The 5345-nt window shown below is 52.7% G+C and carries 2 tRNA genes and 3 rRNA genes; all 5 read right to left on the reverse strand.

The features are described from left to right. Window positions 1-59: 59 nt before the first annotated feature. A 5S ribosomal RNA gene (rrf, locus tag R2669_RS24770) occupies window positions 60-172 on the reverse strand. Between the two features lie 117 nt (window positions 173-289). Beyond that, window positions 290-3168, reverse strand: a 23S ribosomal RNA gene (locus R2669_RS24775). Between the two features lie 265 nt (window positions 3169-3433). Continuing rightward, window positions 3434-3509: transfer RNA gene (locus tag R2669_RS24780), tRNA-Ala, on the reverse strand. Between the two features lie 36 nt (window positions 3510-3545). Next, window positions 3546-3622: transfer RNA gene (locus tag R2669_RS24785), tRNA-Ile, on the reverse strand. Between the two features lie 60 nt (window positions 3623-3682). Beyond that, a 16S ribosomal RNA gene (locus R2669_RS24790) occupies window positions 3683-5220 on the reverse strand. The 16S, 23S and 5S rRNA genes sit together here with 2 tRNA genes alongside, the layout of an rRNA operon. Window positions 5221-5345 lie beyond the last annotated feature (125 nt).

Genomic DNA, 5345 nt, shown 5'->3' on the forward strand with positions numbered 1-5345 from the left:
TTCGCGCCAAAGACAAACACCCCAGCTCAGTAGTAGAGCTGGGGTGTTGTATGGGGAGAGCCTGGCGATGACCTACTTTCACACGGGAATCCGCACTATCATCGGCGCGGAGTCGTTTCACGGTCCTGTTCGGGATGGGAAGGGGTGGTACCGACTCGCTATGGTCACCAGGCTATGACTTGTTGCGTCGCTGACTTGGTGTCAACGGCGCCAATATGGGAATGTAGTAGGGGTTGTGCTTAGTTTGTATCAGGCACAAGGCGGACCCAGCCGGAAACATACCGGTTATAGGATCAAGCCGCACGGGCAATTAGTACTGGTTAGCTGAACGCATTACTGCGCTTCCACACCCAGCCTATCAACGTCCTGGTCTCGAACGACCCTTCAGGGAGATCAAGTCTCCAGGGAATCCTCATCTTCAGGCAAGTTTCCCGCTTAGATGCTTTCAGCGGTTATCTCTTCCGTACATAGCTACCCTGCGATGCCTCTGGCGAGACAACAGGTACACCAGCGGTACGTCCACTCCGGTCCTCTCGTACTAGGAGCAGCCCCCGTCAAGATTCCAACGCCCACGGCAGATAGGGACCAAACTGTCTCACGACGTTTTAAACCCAGCTCACGTACCTCTTTAAATGGCGAACAGCCATACCCTTGGGACCGGCTACAGCCCCAGGATGAGATGAGCCGACATCGAGGTGCCAAACACCGCCGTCGATATGAACTCTTGGGCGGTATCAGCCTGTTATCCCCAGAGTACCTTTTATCCGTTGAGCGATGGCCCTTCCATACAGAACCACCGGATCACTATGTCCTGCTTTCGCACCTGCTCGACTTGTCGGTCTCGCAGTTAAGCACGCTTTTGCCATTGCACTTTAGGTACGATGTCCGACCGTACCAAGCGTACCTTCGAACTCCTCCGTTACACTTTGGGAGGAGACCGCCCCAGTCAAACTGCCTACCATGCACTGTCCCCGACCCGGATTCACGGGCCAAGGTTAGAACCTCAAACAAACCAGGGTGGTATTTCAAGGACGGCTCCACCGAAACTAGCGTCCCGGTTTCAAAGCCTCCCACCTATCCTACACAGATCGGTTCAAAGTCCAATGCAAAGCTACAGTAAAGGTTCATGGGGTCTTTCCGTCTAGCCGCGGGGAGATTGCATCATCACAAACACTTCAACTTCGCTGAGTCTCGGGAGGAGACAGTGTGGCCATCGTTACGCCATTCGTGCAGGTCGGAACTTACCCGACAAGGAATTTCGCTACCTTAGGACCGTTATAGTTACGGCCGCCGTTTACCGGGACTTCAATCAAGAGCTTGCACCCCATCATTTAATCTTCCGGCACCGGGCAGGCGTCACACCCTATACGTCCACTTTCGTGTTTGCAGAGTGCTGTGTTTTTATTAAACAGTCGCAGCCACCATTTTATTGCAACCCCTTCGTCCTTCTGGCGCGAGCCAGTCAAACTACAAGGGCGTACCTTATCCCGAAGTTACGGTACCAATTTGCCGAGTTCCTTCTCCCGAGTTCTCTCAAGCGCCTTAGAATACTCATCTCGCCCACCTGTGTCGGTTTGCGGTACGGTCTCGTATGACTGAAGCTTAGAGGCTTTTCTTGGAACCACTTCCAATTGCTTCGCGACCTAAAGTCGCTCGCCCCACACCCTTGAATCACGCACCCGGATTTGCCTAAGTGCCATCTCCAATGCAGGGACCGGGACATCCAACACCCGGACAACCTTCCGCGATCCGTCCCCCCATCGCATCATACGACGGTGCAGGAATATTAACCTGCTTCCCATCAGCTACGCATCTCTGCCTCGCCTTAGGGGCCGACTCACCCTACGCCGATGAACGTTGCGTAGGAAACCTTGGGCTTACGGCGAGGGGGCCTTTCACCCCCTTTATCGCTACTCATGTCAGCATTCGCACTTCTGATACCTCCAGCATCCTTTACAAGACACCTTCACAGGCTTACAGAACGCTCTCCTACCATGCACTTACGTGCATCCGCAGCTTCGGTATATTGCTTAGCCCCGTTACATCTTCCGCGCAGGACGACTCGATCAGTGAGCTATTACGCTTTCTTTAAAGGGTGGCTGCTTCTAAGCCAACCTCCTGACTGTTTTAGCCTTCCCACTTCGTTTCCCACTTAGCAATATTTAGGGACCTTAGCTGGCGGTCTGGGTTGTTTCCCTCTTGACACCGGACGTTAGCACCCGATGTCTGTCTCCCGTGATTGCACTCTTCGGTATTCGGAGTTTGCTATGGCGGGGTAATCAGCAATAGACCCCCCAACCATGACAGTGCTCTACCCCCGAAGGTGAGACACGAGGCACTACCTAAATAGTTTTCGGAGAGAACCAGCTATTTCCAAGTTTGTTTAGCCTTTCACCCCTATCCACAGCTCATCCCCTAACTTTTCAACGTTAGTGGGTTCGGTCCTCCAGTACGTGTTACCGCACCTTCAACCTGGCCATGGATAGATCACTTGGTTTCGGGTCTACACCCAGCGACTGAACGCCCTATTCGGACTCGCTTTCGCTACGCCTTCCCTAATCGGTTAAGCTTGCCACTGAATGTAAGTCGCTGACCCATTATACAAAAGGTACGCCGTCACCCGTTTCCAGGCTCCGACTGTTTGTATGCATGCGGTTTCAGGATCTATTTCACTCCCCTCCCGGGGTTCTTTTCGCCTTTCCCTCACGGTACTGGTTCACTATCGGTCGATTACGAGTATTTAGCCTTGGAGGATGGTCCCCCCATCTTCAGACAGGATTTCACGTGTCCCGCCCTACTTGTCGTACACCTAGTTCCACAATACTGTTTTCGCATACGGGGCTATCACCCACTATGGCCGGACTTTCCATTCCGCTTTGCTAACAATACTGCTAAAGAGTACAAGGCTGATCCCATTTCGCTCGCCACTACTTTGGGAATCTCGGTTGATTTCTGTTCCTGCAGCTACTTAGATGTTTCAGTTCACTGCGTTCGCTTCTGTTACCTATGTATTCAGTAACAGATGACCCATACGGGCCGGGTTTCCCCATTCGGATATCTGCGGATCAAAGCTCGTTTGCCAGCTCCCCGCAGCTTTTCGCAGGCTACTACGTCCTTCATCGCCTGTAATCGCCAAGGCATCCACCACATGCACTTATTCGCTTGACCCTATAACGAGTATGTCTCGCTATAGGCTGAGTTCTCGCGTTGTGCCGTATTCCAAGACAATCTTTCGATTGCTCTGGTAATACTGGTTGATACAATCACAACCCAGTGTCGCGTTTTAAATGTGCGCCTCATCAACGCACCGCGACACCTTTACTACATTCCATATTGTTAAAGAACAGCCGAACTTTTACGCTCGTCTTGGCTAGGCCAAACGCAAACACCATCGACTCAGCGTCGATGCTTGCGTTTGGTAACCAAAAGGTAATGGTGGAGGATGACGGGATCGAACCGACGACCCCCTGCTTGCAAAGCAGGTGCTCTCCCAGCTGAGCTAATCCCCCAGTCACGGCAGAGAACAACTTCCACCGTCCGTAACTTGGTGGGTCTGGTAGGACTTGAACCTACGACCCCCGCCTTATCAAGACGGTGCTCTAACCACCTGAGCTACAGACCCTTGGCTGTAACATCAAACAAACCGATAAGTGTGGACGCCTAACGTCGGATGCACGCTCTTAAAGGAGGTGATCCAGCCGCACCTTCCGATACGGCTACCTTGTTACGACTTCACCCCAGTCATGAACCCTACCGTGGTAATCGCCCTCCTTGCGGTTAGGCTAACTACTTCTGGTAAAGCCCACTCCCATGGTGTGACGGGCGGTGTGTACAAGACCCGGGAACGTATTCACCGCGGCATGCTGATCCGCGATTACTAGCGATTCCAGCTTCACGTAGTCGAGTTGCAGACTACGATCCGGACTACGATGCATTTTCTGGGATTAGCTCCACCTCGCGGCTTGGCAACCCTCTGTATGCACCATTGTATGACGTGTGAAGCCCTACCCATAAGGGCCATGAGGACTTGACGTCATCCCCACCTTCCTCCGGTTTGTCACCGGCAGTCTCTCTAGAGTGCCCTTTCGTAGCAACTAGAGACAAGGGTTGCGCTCGTTGCGGGACTTAACCCAACATCTCACGACACGAGCTGACGACAGCCATGCAGCACCTGTGTCCACTTTCTCTTTCGAGCACCTAATGCATCTCTGCTTCGTTAGTGGCATGTCAAGGGTAGGTAAGGTTTTTCGCGTTGCATCGAATTAATCCACATCATCCACCGCTTGTGCGGGTCCCCGTCAATTCCTTTGAGTTTTAATCTTGCGACCGTACTCCCCAGGCGGTCAACTTCACGCGTTAGCTACGTTACTAAGGAAATGAATCCCCAACAACTAGTTGACATCGTTTAGGGCGTGGACTACCAGGGTATCTAATCCTGTTTGCTCCCCACGCTTTCGTGCATGAGCGTCAGTGTTATCCCAGGGGGCTGCCTTCGCCATCGGTATTCCTCCACATCTCTACGCATTTCACTGCTACACGTGGAATTCTACCCCCCTCTGACACACTCTAGCCGTGCAGTCACCAATGCAATTCCCAAGTTAAGCTCGGGGATTTCACATCGGTCTTGCACAACCGCCTGCGCACGCTTTACGCCCAGTAATTCCGATTAACGCTTGGACCCTACGTATTACCGCGGCTGCTGGCACGTAGTTAGCCGGTCCTTATTCTTCCGGTACCGTCATCGACCCCAGGTATTAACCAGAGCCATTTCTTTCCGGACAAAAGTGCTTTACAACCCGAAGGCCTTCTTCACACACGCGGCATTGCTGGATCAGGCTTTCGCCCATTGTCCAAAATTCCCCACTGCTGCCTCCCGTAGGAGTCTGGGCCGTGTCTCAGTCCCAGTGTGGCTGATCGTCCTCTCAGACCAGCTACTGATCGTCGCCTTGGTGGGCCTTTACCCCACCAACTAGCTAATCAGACATCGGCCGCTCCTATAGCATGAGGCCTTGCGGTCCCCCACTTTCACCCTCAGGTCGTATGCGGTATTAGCTAATCTTTCGACTAGTTATCCCCCACTACAGGGCACGTTCCGATGTATTACTCACCCGTTCGCCACTCGCCATCAATCTAGCAAGCTAGATCATGCTGCCGTTCGACTTGCATGTGTAAGGCATGCCGCCAGCGTTCAATCTGAGCCAGGATCAAACTCTTCAGTTCAATCTGCTGTTTCGCTCTTTACGAGCGGTCGCTCACTCTCAGAATCTGACTTGAACTTTCGTTCAAACCTTACTTCTGTGCGAGCACTTCATTACTTGTTAGCTAGCGGATCGAAATCCGCCGCA

This window comes from Ralstonia edaphi, assembly GCF_958350185.1.
GTDB classification, from domain to species: Bacteria; Pseudomonadota; Gammaproteobacteria; order Burkholderiales; family Burkholderiaceae; genus Ralstonia; species Ralstonia edaphi.